Origin of the sequence: Rhodococcus pseudokoreensis (assembly GCF_017068395.1) — a bacterium.
Lineage (GTDB): Bacteria > Actinomycetota > Actinomycetes > Mycobacteriales > Mycobacteriaceae > Rhodococcus_F > Rhodococcus_F pseudokoreensis.
Genome location: NZ_CP070619.1, coordinates 7,380,364 through 7,396,439 on the forward strand (window position 1 = coordinate 7,380,364; position 16,076 = coordinate 7,396,439).

General features: G+C 68.3%; 11 protein-coding genes and 2 tRNA genes. 5 read left to right on the forward strand and 8 right to left on the reverse strand.

All coding sequences use genetic code 11. The annotated features are described in order from the left end of the window. Positions 1 to 6 precede the first annotated feature (6 nt). Positions 7 to 795, forward strand: a complete 789-nt coding sequence (gene rph, locus JWS13_RS38810) for a ribonuclease PH (RefSeq protein ID WP_072947017.1) — start codon at positions 7 to 9, stop codon at positions 793 to 795. Between the two features lie 4 nt (positions 796 to 799). Beyond that, the gene (gene rdgB, locus JWS13_RS38815) at positions 800 to 1,417 is read left to right on the forward strand and encodes an RdgB/HAM1 family non-canonical purine NTP pyrophosphatase (protein ID WP_206010575.1); all 618 of its coding nucleotides are present in this window, start codon (positions 800 to 802) and stop codon (positions 1,415 to 1,417) included. 90 nt (positions 1,418 to 1,507) lie between these two features. On the opposite strand, the gene JWS13_RS38820 is transcribed toward rdgB, so the two are convergent. The 5 genes from JWS13_RS38820 to JWS13_RS38840 form a co-directional block, all read right to left on the reverse strand. Beyond that, the gene (locus JWS13_RS38820; RefSeq protein WP_160094987.1) at positions 1,508 to 1,873 is read right to left on the reverse strand and encodes a DUF3817 domain-containing protein; all 366 of its coding nucleotides are present in this window, start codon (positions 1,871 to 1,873) and stop codon (positions 1,508 to 1,510) included. After that, positions 1,870 to 2,271: a transcriptional regulator gene (locus tag JWS13_RS38825; protein ID WP_124390075.1), complete on the reverse strand. Its 402-nt coding sequence runs from the start codon at positions 2,269 to 2,271 to the stop codon at positions 1,870 to 1,872. Before JWS13_RS38825 ends, JWS13_RS38820 begins: the two co-directional genes overlap by 4 nt. Before the next feature lie 130 nt (positions 2,272 to 2,401). After that, a tRNA-Leu gene (locus JWS13_RS38830) sits at positions 2,402 to 2,483 on the reverse strand. Between the two features lie 38 nt (positions 2,484 to 2,521). Next, positions 2,522 to 3,007 (reverse strand): HNH endonuclease signature motif containing protein, encoded by a 486-nt coding sequence (locus JWS13_RS38835; RefSeq protein ID WP_124390076.1) that lies wholly within the window; start codon positions 3,005 to 3,007, stop codon positions 2,522 to 2,524. Then, positions 3,004 to 3,663, reverse strand: coding sequence for a hypothetical protein (locus tag JWS13_RS38840; RefSeq protein ID WP_206010576.1), 660 nt, complete (start codon positions 3,661 to 3,663; stop codon positions 3,004 to 3,006). Before JWS13_RS38840 ends, JWS13_RS38835 begins: the two co-directional genes overlap by 4 nt. A 456-nt stretch (positions 3,664 to 4,119) precedes the next feature. Between JWS13_RS38840 and JWS13_RS38845 the strand changes: the two genes are divergently transcribed. Both JWS13_RS38845 and acpS read left to right on the forward strand, forming a co-directional pair. Further along, positions 4,120 to 13,443 carry a type I polyketide synthase gene (locus tag JWS13_RS38845; protein ID WP_206010577.1) on the forward strand — a complete coding sequence of 3,108 codons (9,324 nt, stop codon included), beginning with the start codon at positions 4,120 to 4,122 and terminating at the stop codon, positions 13,441 to 13,443. Between the two features lie 9 nt (positions 13,444 to 13,452). Further along, on the forward strand, positions 13,453 to 13,845 hold the full coding sequence (gene acpS, locus JWS13_RS38850; protein WP_009474123.1) for a holo-ACP synthase AcpS: 393 nt from the start codon (positions 13,453 to 13,455) through the stop codon (positions 13,843 to 13,845). A gap of 68 nt (positions 13,846 to 13,913) precedes the next feature. Here the strand turns inward: acpS and JWS13_RS38855 are convergent, their stop codons facing one another. Both JWS13_RS38855 and bcp read right to left on the reverse strand, forming a co-directional pair. Next, positions 13,914 to 14,603, reverse strand: a complete 690-nt coding sequence (locus tag JWS13_RS38855; RefSeq protein ID WP_124390079.1) for a TetR family transcriptional regulator — start codon at positions 14,601 to 14,603, stop codon at positions 13,914 to 13,916. A 152-nt stretch (positions 14,604 to 14,755) separates the two neighbouring features. After that, positions 14,756 to 15,229 carry a thioredoxin-dependent thiol peroxidase gene (gene bcp, locus JWS13_RS38860; RefSeq protein ID WP_095864958.1) on the reverse strand — a complete coding sequence of 158 codons (474 nt, stop codon included), beginning with the start codon at positions 15,227 to 15,229 and terminating at the stop codon, positions 14,756 to 14,758. Between the two features lie 161 nt (positions 15,230 to 15,390). Here bcp and JWS13_RS38865 point away from each other — a divergent pair, with 161 nt between their 5' ends. Continuing rightward, positions 15,391 to 15,612 (forward strand): DUF3618 domain-containing protein, encoded by a 222-nt coding sequence (locus JWS13_RS38865; RefSeq protein ID WP_206010578.1) that lies wholly within the window; start codon positions 15,391 to 15,393, stop codon positions 15,610 to 15,612. A 156-nt stretch (positions 15,613 to 15,768) separates the two neighbouring features. On the opposite strand, the gene JWS13_RS38870 is transcribed toward JWS13_RS38865, so the two are convergent. Next, positions 15,769 to 15,841, reverse strand: a tRNA-Lys gene (locus JWS13_RS38870). Positions 15,842 to 16,076 lie beyond the last annotated feature (235 nt).

Sequence of the window (16,076 nt, forward strand, 5' to 3'; positions counted from 1 at the left end):
TCCGCTGTGACCACACGAGAAGACGGCAGGGCGGACGACGAACTCCGCGAGGTCAAGATCACCCGAGGCTTCACCACTCATCCCGCGGGATCGGTGCTGGTGGAATTCGGAAACACCCGGGTGATGTGCACCGCCAGCGTCGAGGACGGCGTTCCCCGCTGGCGTCAGGGCTCCGGGCTCGGCTGGCTGACCGCCGAATACGCCATGCTGCCCGCCGCCACCCACACCCGCAGCGGCCGAGAGTCCGTCAAGGGCAAGGTCGGGGGACGCACCCAGGAGATCAGCCGGCTCGTCGGACGCTCCCTCCGCGCCTGCATCGATCTCGCCGCCATCGGTGAGAACACCATCGCCCTCGACTGCGATGTCCTGCAGGCCGACGGCGGAACCCGCACTGCCGCCATCACTGGCGCGTACGTGGCCCTCGTCGACGCGGTGACCTACCTCCGTGCCGCGGGCCGCCTCGCCGACCCGCAGCCCATCTCCTGCGGCATCGCCGCGGTGAGTGTGGGCGTCGTCGACGGCCGTGTGCGCCTCGACCTGCCGTACGAGGAGGACTCGCGCGCCGAGGTCGACATGAACGTGGTGGCCACCGACACCGGCACCCTCGTCGAGATCCAGGGCACCGGCGAAGGCGCGACCTTCCCGCGGAGCACGCTCGACAAACTGCTGGATTCCGCACTCGCAGGCTGCGAGCAGCTGTTCGAGATCCAGAAGGCGGCACTCGAACTGCCCTATCCCGGTGAGCTTCCCGAGCCGAAGGTCCCGGAGACGTCGAAGAAGAAGTTCGGGAGCTAGACCGGTGCCGGAAACCACACGGGTGCTGGTGGCGAGCCGCAACGCGAAGAAACTCCGGGAACTGCATCGCGTGCTCGCGGCGGCCGGTGTCGACGGGATCGAACTGGTCGGACTCGACGCCGTGCCCGAGTACCCCGAAGCCCCCGAAACCGGTGCGACGTTCGAGGAGAACGCTCTCGCGAAAGCACGCGACGGCGCCGCCGCCACCGGATTGCCCTGCGTCGCAGACGATTCCGGAATCGAGGTGGACGCCCTGAACGGTATGCCCGGAATCCTGTCCGCCCGCTGGTCGGGCACCCATGGAAACGATCCCGCGAACACCGCATTGGTCCTGGCTCAGCTCGCCGACGTGCCCCAAGACCGCAGGGGAGCGGCGTTCGTCTCGGCGTGCGCGCTCGTGGTACCCGGCGGCGAGGAAACGGTGGTCCGGGGCGAATGGCGGGGCAGCGTCGCCGGTCAGCCGGTCGGCGACGGCGGATTCGGCTACGACCCGGTATTCGTGCCCGAAGGGGACACCCGATCGGCCGCCCAGCTCTCACCCGAGGAGAAGGACGCCTCCTCGCATCGAGGGCGGGCGCTCGTCCAACTCGTCCCCGCCCTGGCGGCGCTCACCGGGCGCTGATACCGACAGACACCGCTCGGCCGGCTGACCTACGTGATCGCGATGATCACCGGTCAGCCGGTCGTCATGTGACGGAGCCGAGCGGTTCGATCAGAGTTCGAAGTCGCGGCGGACCTGCTTGGTCCGCTGATGCTCCACGTAGAACGACAGGAACGGGATGGTGCCCGCGAGGAGCGTTCCGACCGTCCGGCCCGCGGGCCAGCGCACCTTGACCGCCAGGTCGAGCGTCACCAGCAGGTAGACGAAGTACACCCAGCCGTGAACCACCGCGATCCATGTGGGCAGGTTGTCGACCTTGAAGATGTATTTGGCCACTACCTCCGCGGTGAGGACCAGCAGCCACACACCGGTGGCGTAGGCGAGAACTCGGTAGCGCAGCAGCGCGGGAGCAACTTTCTTCTGCTTCGCGGTATCTGCGACCGAACCGGCAGTCGTCTCGTCTTGGCCCGTGCTCACGTGGTGCTCCTATCGGTCTCGCGAGCGGACAGCTCGGCGAGGTACTGGTTGTACTGCGAAATCTGCAGGCTCTCGAGGTCGTCCGGATCGTCGTCCTCGGCCGCAGCGGGGCGAGGGGGCAGGACGTCCGCAGGAATTTCCCGCAGTTCAGCGGGCGCGTCCGGGACATCGGTCGTGTCTGCCGGCTCGGCGTCCTCGAGCTGCACGAATCGCCGGTAGGCGTAGACCAGGAACGCTGCGAACAGTGGCCATTGGAACGCATACCCGAGATTCTGGCCCGTTCCGCCCACCGCCTCGAACCGTTGCCACTGCCACCAGCCGAGTGCGAGGCACCCGACAGCCCCGACGACCACCAACAGGATCAGCGCGGGGCGGCGTTGCTTACGGTTACCGGACACGTAACGACGGTACCTGAATCGCCGAATGCGCTGCTAGGAGAGGTTGCCGCTATGGCGGCGGTCACAGGCTCGTCCGCGAAAGTCGAGCTGGCCGGGGCACACGGCCACCGAATCGGCCGAAGCCGAGAAGTGCGCGAGGGGGGATTCGAACCCCCACGTCCATCGGACATCAGGTTCTAAGCCTGACGCGTCTGCCCTTCCGCCACTCGCGCGCGAAGGACAGACTACGCCACCATCTGAACCGGTGTGCTCAGCCGGTCGATTCCTCGGTGCCATACGTGCGATTGCGCCCGGCCCACGTTGCGGTCTGCGTATGACAGTTGGGGCACAGGAAGCGCACTTCGTGCAAACGTGAGTCGAGGGGATCTCCGCGAATGTGGTCGACGTGGAGAGTTAGCGGGAGCCCACACCATTCGGCATTCAGGCCACACAGTGCGCACTGGTACGCAACACCTGCTTCGATCAGCGCGCGGCGCAACAGATGTGGTTGTACACGCGCGCTACCCGGTGGTCTGCGGATCAGAATTTCCTGCCAGGTCATCCGATTACGTGCAGGTTTTCCTTTTGTGTGAGCGCTGCCGGTGAAGTGAGATGTATCGATCCCGAACTTCTTGATCTGCCTACTCAGGTGCGCGTGCGTGCCACCTGCAGGCCGAAGTCCGAGGTAGCGCATGACGCCGGCGTAGCTCGTCGACTCCGCGACCGCCTGTTCGAGGACTTCCCGCGTGTACTTCACCTCGCACCTGCCGCGCGTTGCTGCCGGCGCTGGTATCGCCAGACGGCGTGGGTGACGGTCGTGGCGGTGACCTCGAGGCGCGCTGCCGCGGCGGCGACGAGGTCTTCCGCCTGTGTTGTGGTTGCGGGTGATTCGAGATCGAGTGCCTCGGCGATGAAGTCGCACACCACTGCGCGGGACGCGGTTGTGGGCACGCCGAGTTGCATGGCGAAGCACTCCCAGGTGGCGGCGCCGAATCCGGGCACGGCGACGAGGGCGCTCCGCTGCGCGTCGTCGTCACGGAGATCTGCGGACGTGGTGCAGCCCAGTTCGGTGAGCGAGCGTGCCGCCGTGGCGACGGCCTCTGCCTTGGTGGTGTAGTTCCCCGGTACCCGCTGCCGGTTGTTCAGGACCGTCAGGAGGCCTTCGGGTTCGTCGGCGTGCGCGGCGAGTGCGGTGAGGTCGTCGAGTGGTGCGGCGCGGTGATCGCGCCAGCGGGTGATGACGGCGCGGACCCCGGTGGTGGGCGTGCCGTACGTCGCCCGGGCGGAGAAGGCGGCGTCGAGGAGAGCGGCTTCGATCTCCTGCGGCCAGCCCTCCGTCCAGTGCGGCCACGACTCTCGCGGCAGTTCGGCGTCGATGTGATCGAGTAGGGCGCGGACGTGGGCTGTGCTCATTTCTTCCCCCCGGAGAATGGCTGTCGGCAGTTCCTGGAATCGAACATTAGTGCGAGGGTCCGACAGGTTCGCTTTTGTCGTGCTCCGGGGCTGGTTTCGAGGGCGCATACCTGCATGAACCTGGGGCTTCGTCAAGGTGGTAACGAATTGATAACGATTAATGTGAGGCTTTCCTCAGGTTCTTGGACGTCCTTGCACCGCCTACGTGCAGCGGAGACGTGATCTACCCGTCGGTCACTTCGCGGTAGGTCTGTGAGGGACATCACGCGATATTTCTCCGATGCGCGGCTGTGACACCCCGGCGGCGCGTGAACGTGAGGAAATCCTCATGATTCTGTGTCAACCTTGAGCAGCCCGGAAGAGCTGATCAGAGCCGATACAGCAGGCACACGATGCCGAGGGCAGCAGACAGCAATCCCCACCTCCCCCCAGAGGGGAACAGGAGAGGACATACGCGTGACGATTGACGACACGACACCCGCAGGAAACGGAAGCAACTCGAAGGGTTCGCGGCGCATCGGCGTAGACCGGGACGACACTCGGTCGTCGAGCAAGGGCACCCTGGTGGATCGTCTGCTCGGAGGTGAGCCGTACGCGCTCGCCTTCGGTGGTCAGGGCGCACCCTGGCTGAGCTCGCTCGAGGAACTGAGCCGCGACAACGGACTCGAGCCGGCACTCACCACCCTCGTCAACGACGCGGCCGACTACCTCGCCCCCGTGGCGCAGGAGCTGCTCGTCGTGCGCCCGGTCGGATTCGACCCCATCGCATGGATCCTCGAGCAGGAACTCGCCGACGAAGAGGACGACGCCCAGGCGTCCGGACCTTCCGCGGCAGCGCTCACCTCGGCGGCGGTGTCCCTCCCCGGCGTCTTCCTCACCCAGATCGCGGCGCTGCGTGCGCTGGCAGCTCAGGGCCTCGATCCCGCGGTTACGGCTCCCGTGTCGGTGATCGGCCACTCCCAGGGACTCCTCGCCGCGGAGGCCGTCGCCTCCTCCGGTCAGAAGGACGGCGAACTCCTCGCCCTCGCTCAGCTCATCGGTGCGGCCGCCGGTCTGGTCGGCCGTCGTCGCGGAGTGATCTCCGCCGCCGACTCCACCCCGATGCTTGCTGTCTCCAACGTCGATCCGGAACGGCTCCGTCAGATCGTCGAGGAGCTCGCCGAAGGCCTCGAGCCCGAGCGCGCAGCCGTCCTCGGCATCCGCAACGCCCGTCGCCGCGTCGTCCTGTCCGGCCCGCCCGCCCAGCTGGCACGCGTCCAGCAGCGGTGCGAGCAGATCGAGGCCGACGAGGCCCGTGAGCGCGACGCCAAGAAGCGTGGCGGCTCCATCTTCGCGCCCGTCTTCGAGCCGCTCGCGGTCGAGATCGGGTTCCACCACCCCGCACTCGCGGAGACGATCGACATCGTCGGCCAGTGGGCCGTGCGCTGCGGTCTCGACGAGGAGAAGGCCCGCGCCCTCACGAGCGCCTGCCTCGTCGACCCCGTCGACTGGGTCGAGGCCGTCGACGGCACCATCGAAGCCGGTGCCGCATGGATCCTCGATCTCGGACCCGGTGACCTCCTCACCCGCATGACGTCGGCCAGTGTCCGCGGCCAGGGCGTCGGCATCGTCGCCGCCGCGACCCGTGGCGGTCACCGCAACCTGCTCACCCCGGGCGCGACCCCCGAGGTTCCCGCCGCCTGGACCGAGTTCCTCCCGAAGCCGGTGTCGCTGCCGGGCGGACGCATCGGCGTCGAGACCGCCTTCACGAAGCTGACCGGTCGCTCGCCGATCCTGCTCGCAGGCATGACCCCGACCACGGTCGACCCGAAGATCGTCGCCGCAGCCGCCAACGCAGGCCACTGGGCCGAGCTCGCCGGCGGTGGCCAGGTCACCGAGCAGATCTTCGCCGACAACGTCGAGAAGCTCACCGGGCTGCTCGAGCCGGGCCGCGCCGTGCAGTTCAACTCGATGTTCCTCGACCCCTACCTGTGGAAGCTCCACGTCGGTGGCAAGCGCCTCGTCCCGAAGGCCCGCGCCGCGGGTGCTCCGTTCGACGGTGTCGTCGTCACCGCAGGCATCCCCGAGCTCGAGGACGCCGTCTCGATCATCGAGGACCTCGTCGAGGGCGGATTCAGCTACGTCGCGTTCAAGCCGGGCACGGTCGCGCAGATCCGCTCCGTCATCCGCATCGCCAACGAGGTTCCCTCGTTCCCCGTCATCGCCCACATCGAGGGCGGCCGCGCCGGTGGCCACCACTCGTGGGAAGACCTGGACGACCTGCTCCTCGACACCTACGCCGAGCTGCGCACCCGGCCGAACCTGGTCCTGTGCGTCGGTGGCGGCATCGGCACGCCCGAACAGGCTGCCGACTACCTGACCGGTCGCTGGTCCGTCGCGCACGGCTTCCCGGCGATGCCGCTGGACGGCATCCTGGTCGGCACCGCCGCCATGGCCACCCTCGAGGCGACCACGTCTCCCGAGGTCAAGCAGCTCCTCGTCGACACCCCCGGTACCCCGGACTGGGTCGGTGCGGGCACCGCCGAAGGCGGCATGGCCTCCGGCCGTAGCCAGCTCGGCGCCGACATCCACGAGATCGACAACGCCGCGTCCCGCACCGGCCGCCTGCTCGACGAGGTCGCCGGCGACGCCGACGCCGTCGCCGAGCGTCGCGACGAGATCATCGAGGCCCTGAACATCACGGCCAAGCCGTTCTTCGGCGACGTCGCGACGATGACGTACGAGCAGTGGCTGCGCCGCTACCTCGAACTGGCCGTCGGCATCGACGCGGCGAAGGCATTCGACTGCGGCACCGACCTCCAGGACGCCATCATCGAGGCCTCCGAGAGCCCGTGGCTCGACATCACCTGGCGTGCGCGCTTCGGTGAGATGCTGCAGCGCACCGAGTCGCGTCTGCACCCGGTCGACCGCGGACCCATCCCCACCCTGTTCGCCGACGAGGCAATTCTCGAGCGGCCCGAGGCGGCAATCTGCGCCCTGCAGGCTCAGTACCCCGACTACGCGACCACGGTTCTGCACCCCGCGGACGTCTCGTTCTTCGTCTCGCTGTGCAAGACCCCCGGCAAGCCGGTCAACTTCGTTCCCGTCGTCGACGGTGACGTCCGCCGCTGGTGGCGTTCCGACTCGCTGTGGCAGGCGCACGATCCCCGCTACACCGCGGATCAGGTCTGCGTCATCCCCGGCACCGTCGCCGTCGCAGGCATCACGCGTGCCGACGAGCCGGTCGGCGAACTGCTGGACCGCTTCGAGAAGGCCACCTACGACGAGCTGGTCACCGCCGGTGCCGAGCCGCAGTCGCTGCTCGCTCGTCGTCACGCGGACATCGCCCGCGGCCTCCTCGACACCGTCCTGTCGGCTCCCGACATCCAGTGGGCCTCGCGCCTGACCCTGAACCCGGTTCGCCGGCTCGGTGACCTCGACAAGTGGTCGGTCGAGTCCGACACCCGCGCGGTCCACGAGACCACCGGTGCCGAGCTGTCCGTGATCGAGGACCGTCAGGTGCTCCTCACCGTCCCGCTGGTCGCAGGCAAGTCCGTCGAGATCACCATCACCGTCCCCGCGTCCGTCGCCGACGGTGGCGCCCCCGTGGTCACCGAGGCCGACGCCGAGAAGTCCATGACGGCTCTCCTCGCGGTCGCGGCAGGCCAGGAACTGCCCGCCGTCAAGAACGGTGTCGCACGGCTCAACCTGGCGTGGACGCCCGACCTGATCGCGGACCACGCCGGTGTCACCGGTTCGGGTCTGCCCACGACGCTCAGCGTGAGCGGCAAGGCCGTTCCGGACGTCGTCGTCGGCGCCTGCTGGCCGGCCGTGTTCGCCGTCCTCGGTGCCGCCAAGACCGAAGACTCGCTCTCCGTCATCGAGGGCATGCTCGACCTGGTCCACCTGGACCACGGCGTCGACTTCGTCGGCGAACTGCCGTCGGAGACCAGCATTCTCGTCGTCAAGGCCGAGGTCGCCTCGGTTCTCGACACCGACCTGGGCCGCGTCGTCGAGGTCAAGGTCGAGGTCGGCGCGATGCTCGGCGAGGGCCTGGACGCGCCTGCCGTCGTCACCCTGTCGGAGCGCTTCGCGATCCGCGGCCGCACCGGCAAGGGCGAACTGTCCGACCCGGCCCGCGCCGGTGGCTCGCTCAGTGACGCTGCCGTCGACACCCCGCGTCGTCGTCGCCGCGACACCAAGATCGTCGCTCCCCGCAACATGGGCTCCTTCGCCCAGGTGTCGGGCGACCACAACCCGATCCACACCTCCGACAACGCGGCACTGCTCGCCGGCCTCGGCAGCCCGATCGTGCACGGCATGTGGCTCTCCGCCGCCGCCCAGCAGGTCGTCACCGCCGTGGACCCGGCCGAGACCAAGACGCCGCCGCGTCGCCTGACCGCGTGGACCGCGCGCTTCCTCGGCATGGTCCGCCCCGGCGCCGAGATCGACGTCCGCGTCGACCGCATCGCCACGGACCGTGGTGCCGAGATCGTCGAGGTCGGCTGCCGCATCGACGGTGACCTCGTGATGGTCGCCACGGGTCGCACCGCCGCCCCGAAGACCGTCTACGCGTTCCCCGGACAGGGCATCCAGCGTCCGGGCATGGGCCTCGACGCCCGCGCCCGCTCCAAGGCCGCCCGCGAGATCTGGGACCGCGCCGACAAGCACACCCGCAAGGCCCTCGGCTTCTCGATCCTCGCCGTGGTCCGCGACAACCCGACGGTCGTCAAGGCGCGTGGCATCGAGCACAAGCACCCGGACGGTGTCCTGCACCTGACCCAGTTCACCCAGGTCGCGATGGCGACTCTCGGTGTGGCTCAGGTCGCCGAGCTCCGTGAGTCCGGCGCATTCGTCGAGGGTGCCCTGCTCGCAGGCCACTCGGTCGGTGAGTACAACGCTCTCGCCGCCGTCGCCGGTGTGCTGCCTCTGGAAGCCGTTCTCGAGGTGGTCTTCCAGCGTGGATCCGCGATGCACGCACTCGTTCCCCGCGACGAGGCCGGCCGCTCCGACTACCGGATGGCCGCCATCCGCCCGTCGCAGATCGGTCTGGCCGACGACGACGTCGAGGCGTTCGTCGCCGGTGTCGCCGAGGAGACCGGTGAGTTCATGCAGATCGTGAACCTGAACCTGCGTGGCTCGCAGTACGCCATCGCGGGCACGGTCGCCGGGCTCAACGCGCTGGAGACGCAGATCGACATCCGCCGTGAAGCCTTCGGTGGCAAGCGCGCGTACATCATGGTCCCGGGCATCGACGTCCCGTTCCACTCGACGGTGCTGCGTGGTGGCGTCGACGACTTCCGTGGACGTCTCGAGGAACTGCTGCCGCAGGACATCGACCCGGCCATCCTGATCGGGCGCTACATCCCGAACCTGGTCCCGAAGCCGTTCTCCCTGGAGAAGGAGTTCGTGCAGGAGATCGCCGACCTGGTGCCGTCGAAGCCGCTCGACAAGGTGCTGAAGGACTTCGCCTCCTGGGCGAAGAAGCCGGTTGAGCTCACCCGCGTGGTCCTCACCGAGCTCCTGGCCTGGCAGTTCGCCAGCCCGGTGCGCTGGATCGAGACGCAGGACCTGCTGTTCGCCGACGAGTCCGAGGGTGGACTGGGTGTCGAGCGGTTCGTCGAGATCGGTCTGGGCTCCGTCCCGACCGTCGCGAACCTCGCGTCGCAGACCCTCAAGCTGCCGGGCCGCTTCGGCTACCCGGTCGAGGTCCTCAACATCGAGCGTGAAGCAGCGATCGTGTACTCCACCGACGTCGATCCGGCGCCGGTCGAGGACGACGAGCCGGCAGCACCCGCAGCTGCTGCTCCCGCTGCATCGGCCGCACCCGCCGCGGCTCCGGCCCCGGCAGCAGCACCGTCCGGTGGACCGCGTCCCGACGACATCGCGTTCAAGGCCGCCGACGCCACCAAGGTTCTGATCAGCCTGTGGACGAAGCTCCGCCCCGACCAGGTCGGCCCCGTCGACACGATCGAGGCGCTGTGCGACGGCGTGTCCTCCCGGCGTAACCAGCTGCTCGTCGACCTCGGCTCCGAGCTCTCGCTCGGCGCGATCGACGGTGCCGCAGACGCCGACATGGGCTCGCTCGCCGGCACGGTCGACTCCCTGGCCCGCACGTACAAGCCGTTCGGCCCGGTGCTGTCCGACTCGATCAACGACCACCTCCGCAAGGTCTTCGGCCCCTCGGGTCGTCGTCCCGCGGCCATCGCGGACCGTGTGAAGAAGGTCTGGGAACTCGGCGACGGCTGGGCGTACCACGTCACCGCCGAGGTGGCGCTCGGAACCCGCGACGGTTCCAGCATCCGTGGTGGTGACCTCGGCGGCCTGGCCGGCGGCGGTCTCGCCGACGGTGCCGCAGTGGACGCCGTCATCGACAGCGCAGTGGCCGCAGTCGCCTCGCGCCGCGGAATCAGCGTCTCTCTCCCGTCCTCGGGCGGCGGAGCCGGTGGCACCGTCGACGCAGCGGCGCTGGGTGAGTTCACCGAGCACATCACGGGTCGCGACGGCGTGCTGGCCTCGGCCGCCCGCCTCGTGCTCGAGCAGCTCGGCTTCGCCGGTGACACGGCGGCTGCAGCGCAGCAGACCGACACCGAACTCGTCGACCTCGTGTCGGCGGAACTCGGTTCCGACTGGCCGCGACTGGTCGCTCCCGCGTTCGACGCCAAGCGGGCGGTGCTCCTCGACGACCGCTGGGCCAGCGCACGTGAGGATCTGGCTCGTCTGTGGATCGACGCGGCAGGCTCCGAGTCCCTCGAGATCGAAGGCTTCGCCGGTGCAGGCAAGTCCGTTGCGGCGCAGGCCGCATGGTGGCAGGCCCGCGCAACCGACGAGGGTCGCACGGCTCTGGCCGAGAAGTACGGACGCATCGCGGAGGCGGCAGTCGTCGTCACCGACGAGACCCCGGAATGGGCAGACCAGGTTGCCGTCGTCACCGGCGCCAGCAAGGGCTCCATCGCGGCCTCGGTCGCAGGGAAGCTCCTCGCAGGCGGCGCGACGGTCTTCGTGACCACCTCGCGTCTCGACGACAAGCGCCTCGGCTTCTACCGCGACCTGTACCGCCGCACTGCCCGCGCCGGTGCCGCCCTGTGGGTGGTCCCCGCGAACATGGCGTCCTACACGGACATCGACGCACTCATCGAGTGGATCGGTGAAGCCCAGTACGAGACGGCCGGTGGATCGAAGAAGCTGGTCAAGGAAGCGGTCACCCCGACGCTGCTGTTCCCGTTCGCCGCGCCCCGCGTGGCAGGCGACCTCGCCGACGCCGGCGCCCGCGCCGAAATGGAGATGCGTGTCCTCCTGTGGTCGGTGGAGCGCCTGATCGGCGGACTGTCGAAGATCGGTTACGACCGTGACGTCGACACCCACCTGCACGTCGTGCTGCCCGGTTCCCCGAACCGCGGTCTGTTCGGTGGCGACGGTGCGTACGGCGAGGCCAAGGCCGCGCTGGACGCAGTGGTCGGCCGCTGGAAGGCCGAGCGCAACTGGGCCGAGCGCGTCACCCTGGTGCACGCTCTCATCGGCTGGGTCCGCGGAACCGGCCTGATGGGTGGCAACGACCCGCTGGTCGAGGCTGTCGAAGGCGCCGGCGTCCGTACCTGGTCCACCCAGGAAATGGCCACCGAACTGCTGCAGTGGTGCGAGCCCGAGGCACGTCGCCTCGCCTCCACCGAGCCCCTCGCGGCCGATCTGACCGGTGGGCTCGCCCAGGCGAACCTGGATCTGCCCGCTCTGGCGAAGCAGGCTCAGGACGCTGCGGCTGCTGCAGCCGAGGCCGACGAGATCGCGGACGCTCTCGACACCATCGCGGCCCTGCCCGCCCCGCCGCGGGTCTCCGCGTCGGTGACTCCGGCCTGGTCCGGCGTCACTGCGGCTCCGGAGGACCTCGTCGTCATCGTCGGCGCCGGTGAGCTCGGACCGTTCGGTTCCTCGCGTACCCGCTTCGAGATGGAGGTCGACGAAGAGCTTTCGGCGGCAGGCGTTCTCGAACTCGCCTGGAACACCGGACTCGTCGTGTGGGAGACCACACCGTCCGCAGGCTGGTACGACGCCGAGACCGGGGAACTGGTTCCGGAGGCCGAGATCGCGGACCGGTACCACGACACGGTCGTCGAGAACTGCGGCATCCGTCGCTACGTCGACGACGGCGCCATGATCGAGAACACCGCACCGTTGCTGACGTCGGTCTTCCTCGACAAGGACCTGAGCTTCGTGGTCAGCACCGAAGCGGAGGCACTCGCCTTCGTCGAGGCCGACCCGGAGAACACGGTCGCCGCCCCGGTTCCGGACAGCGGTGACTGGCAGGTCACCCGCCGTGCGGGCACCGAGATCCGCGTCCCCCGCAAGATGAAGCTCACACGCAGCGTGGGTGGCCAGATCCCGACCGGCTTCGACGTCACCAAGTGGGGCATCCCCGCCGACATGGCCGACTCCGTCGACCGGGTGGGCCTGTGGAACATCGTCGCCACGGTGGACGCGTTCCTCACCGGTGGGTTCACGCCCAGCGAACTGCTGCGGTGGGTGCACCCCTCGCTGGTCGCCAACACCCAGGGCACCGGCATGGGCGGCATGACCTCCATGAGGTCGCTGTACATCGACACGCTGCTCGGCGAGAACCGGCCGAACGACATCCTGCAGGAAGCCCTGCCGAATGTGATTGCGGCGCACGTGGTCCAGTCCTACGTCGGCGGTTACGGCGCCATGGTCCACCCGGTTGCGGCGTGCGCCACGGCCGCGGTGTCCGTCGAGGAGGGCGTCGACAAGATCAAGCTCGGCAAGGCTCAGCTCGTGGTCGCCGGCGGGTTCGACGACCTCAGCGCGGAGGGCATCATCGGATTCGGTGACATGTCCGCCACGGCCAAGACCGACGACATGCGGGCCAAGGGCATCGACGACCGTCGATTCTCGCGGGCCAACGACCGTCGTCGCGGCGGGTTCGTCGAGTCGCAGGGTGGTGGCACCATCCTGCTGGCCCGCGGTGACCTGGCACTCGAGATGGGCCTGCCCGTCCTCGGTGTGGTCGCCTACGCCGGGTCGTTCGCGGACGGTGTCCACACGTCGATCCCGGCTCCCGGAATCGGTGCGCTCGGCGCGGGTCGTGGGGGAGCGGATTCGCAGCTCGCCCAGTCCCTCGGCAAGCTCGGTGTGAGTGCCGACGACATCTCGGTGATCTCCAAGCACGACACGTCCACCGCGGCCAACGATCCCAACGAGGCGGAGCTGCACGAGCGCCTCGCCGGGGCACTCGGACGCAGCGAAGGTGCACCGCTGTTCGTGGTCTCGCAGAAGAGCCTCACCGGACACGCCAAGGGCGGTGCCGCAGCCTTCCAACTGATCGGTCTCTGCCAGGTGCTGGACCAGGGCATCGTGCCGCCGAACCGCAGCCTCGACTGCGTCGACGAGAAGATGGCCGAGTTCGAACACCTCGTGTGGGCCCGGGAGGCGCTCCGCTTCGGCGAGCAGTTCCCGCTGAAGGCCGGTCTGCTGACCAGCCTCGGCTTCGGGCACGTGTCGGGCATGGTCGCGGTCGTCCACTCGCAGGCGTTCGTCGAGGCAGTCCCGGCCGACCGGCGTGAGGCGTACCTCGAGCAGGCACGCAAGCGCACCGTCGAGGGTCAGCGTCGTCTGGCGAAGGCCATGGTCGGCGGCGGCAGCCTGTACGAGCGTCCGGCGGATCGTCGCTTCGGCGGCGACAGCGTCCCGGCCGCCGCGTCCCGTCAGCTCGAGGCGGACGTCCTGCTCACCGAGGCCGCGCGCCTCGGGGCGGACGACGTGTACAGCTCGGGCCTGCCCGGCTGCAAGTAGGAACGACGGATGGGAGTTCTGGGGATCGGCTTCGATCTCGTGACGGTGTCGGAGTTCGCCGAGCAGCTGGACCGGCCAGGAACGGCCATGCTCGACAACTTCACACCGGGCGAGCGTCGGGACGCCGTGACCCGGAGCTCCGATCCGGCTAGACATTTCGCCGCCCGGTGGGCTGCGAAGGAGGCAGTGATCAAGGCCTGGTCCACGTCTCTCTTCGCCAGCCCGCCGGTGCTGCCCGAGATGATCCACCACCTGATCGAGGTGGTGACGGATGCGTGGGGGCGACCGAGTATCCGCTTACGCGGGGACGTCGCCAAGCATCTGACCGACGTGAAGATCCACATCTCGCTCACCCACGACGGAGACATGGCAGGCGCGTTCGCCGTCATCGAATCCGTGTAGGCGCCTCCGGCGCTCGTGCGCCTTTCTGGTAGCCCCGGCAACCGGAAGGGCGCACGAGTGCGTAGCGCCTACGTGGTGCGCGATTCCTTTTCGGCGACCAGCAGGTACGCCACCATCAGCCGTTTCAGCTCGGCGACGGCGTCCGCGTGGCTCTGATTGTCCTGCACCGAGAAGTTGAGCATCGAATACACGACGTGGACGAGTACCTCGGCCATCATCGTGCGCCGCTCCCGCGACGTATCCGGGGTGAGCGGTGCCAGCATCCGCGAGACCTGCTCCGCGAACGCCTTCTCGTGGATGGCGCCGGTGGCGCGCGTCGAGGGCGTCGACTGCATCGCCAGCCACACCTCGCGCCTCGACGGATCCGACGTCCACAGGCCCGCCATGTGGTCGACGAACGAATTGAGGAACCGCAGCCAGTCGAGGGACGGGACCTCGCCGTTGAACTGGGCGATCTCGTGCTGCACGCCGACGAGGTCCTGCCGGTTGAGCTCGCAGACGATCACGTACTTGTTCGCGAAGAACTGGTAGAGCGTGCCGATCGGGACGTCCGCACGGGCGGCGACCTCCTCGCAGGTGAACGATTCGAATCCCACGTCCACCAGCAACTCCCGCGATGCCGTGAGCAGTGCGTCGAACTTGCGGCGGCTACGTTCCTGGGTCGGACGTCTGCGCGGCAGGAGCTCCTGCGGGTCCGACTGCAGCTCCAACGCCGGATCCACACGGCGCGGCGCTTGCTTGCTGACTGAAGACTCCACCGCCCCAGGCTATCCGTCTTTCGTCCGGATTCCGAAGATCCCTCCCGGTGACGCGTCGGGTTTCACCTGGACGAGGAGACTCGCCCGCGTCGTTTTGCGCGCGAACGATGCGATCGGGCGGCTGGACGAGACACCGCCGCCCGACGCGCCGATCAGACGGACAGGTCCCGCCGCAGTTTCGCGACGTGCCCGGTGGCCCGGACGTTGTACTGGGCGACCTCGATCTTGCCGTCCTCGTCGACGAGGAACGTGGAGCGGATGACGCCCTGCACCGTCTTGCCGTACATCTTCTTCTCACCGAACGCGCCCCACGCCTCGAGCGTGGTCTTCTCGGGGTCGGAGAGAAGGGGGAACGTCAGTTCCTCGTTGTCGCGGAACTTGGCCAGCTTCGCCGGCTTGTCGGGGGAGATGCCGATCACGTCCAGGCCTGCGCCGTTGAGGTCGGCGAGATTGTCGCGAAAGTCGCACGCCTGTTTGGTGCAGCCCGGCGTGCTCGCCGCCGGGTAGAAGTACACGACGACCTTGCGGCCGCGGAAGTCGGCGAGCGACACGTCGTTGCCGTCGGCGTCGGGCAGCGTGAAGGCGGGGGCGGTGTCGCCGGGGGCGAGTCTGCTGTTGTCGGTCACGAGAAGTCAGGCTACCGGGCAGGGACGACAGTGGGCCGAAGCGCGATTGGGGGAGACGGAGTCGCAGGTCGGAAGTTCTCGTCTACGGTTGACGCAAGTGTGGGAACGTCGCGGTAGCGTCGCTCTCGCTGATCGAACAAGTCGAACAAGTTGGAGGACACGTGCCCAGGGACACCGAGAGCATCGAGCGTGAGATCGAGAACGCGCGTAATCAGCTCGCGAGCACTCTCGACGAATTGACGGTCCGCACCAACCCGAAGCGTCTCGTGGAGAACACGAAGCGGACGCTGATCGCGAAGCTGAACGAGCCGGCGGTCAAGTACGGACTGATCGCCGTGGGTGCGGTGGCAGGGCTCCTGGTGCTCCGCAGAGCGTTGCGCTGAACGACCCCCCGTGACAACGGGCCGTCGGAGGTGAAGTTCCCCGTGACTTCACGTTCCGGCGGCCCGTTCGTCATCTGACCGCCCGCACGCTCCGGTGAGATGGTCACAACGAGAAAGGCCCCCATCCTCGTGAGAGAATGGGGGCCTTCGTGCAAGTGCGCCCACAGGGACTCGAACCCCGGACCCAGTGATTAAGAGTCACTTGCTCTACCAACTGAGCTATAGGCGCTCGCTCTTGCGAGACAGAACATTAGCGGGTCGCTTCTCGGGAATGCAAATCGCCTGGTCGCGGCTCCCCGTGACGACCCCATCCGCAGGGTGGTGCGTAACAAGAGCGCCGCTGGTCACGATTGATATTCGAACGTTATTGAGCGGCCCGGCGCTTGGTTGGAACCGGTCTCCAGCGGCTGGCATCATTGGAGACCACACGGTCTCGACGTGCCGAATCGTCTTGCGAAGGCGAG